A 231-nucleotide genomic window follows, 5' to 3' on the forward strand; every position below is an offset into this window, starting at 1 on the left:
GGCTGACGGTCGTGGCCAGCCCGGTCACATTGACATACGCACGTACCACTACTATGTCAGCGACTTCAAACGAAACTATCTTTGCTTCAGTGGAGGCGGGGGTACGCATTTCTATGAGGTGAGCGGGATCTATCGCAAGCCTGGATACTTCGATCCACTTGCCCTTGCGCGCATGAAAGCTTTTTTGAAGATCATCCGGTCACGGGAGGCCAAAGCGTTTTTTTCATTCGG

The 231-nt window shown here is 52.4% G+C and carries 1 protein-coding gene; it reads left to right on the top strand.

Annotated features, from left to right (window positions below; genetic code table 11):
* Positions 1-231, top strand: a 231-nt coding sequence (locus SCA31_RS25745) for a hypothetical protein (protein WP_410699761.1), incomplete at both ends; no start/stop codon positions are given.

Origin of the sequence: Chryseobacterium sp. SIMBA_028 (assembly GCF_046535285.1) — a bacterium.
In the GTDB taxonomy this organism is placed as follows: domain Bacteria; phylum Bacteroidota; class Bacteroidia; order Flavobacteriales; family Weeksellaceae; genus Chryseobacterium.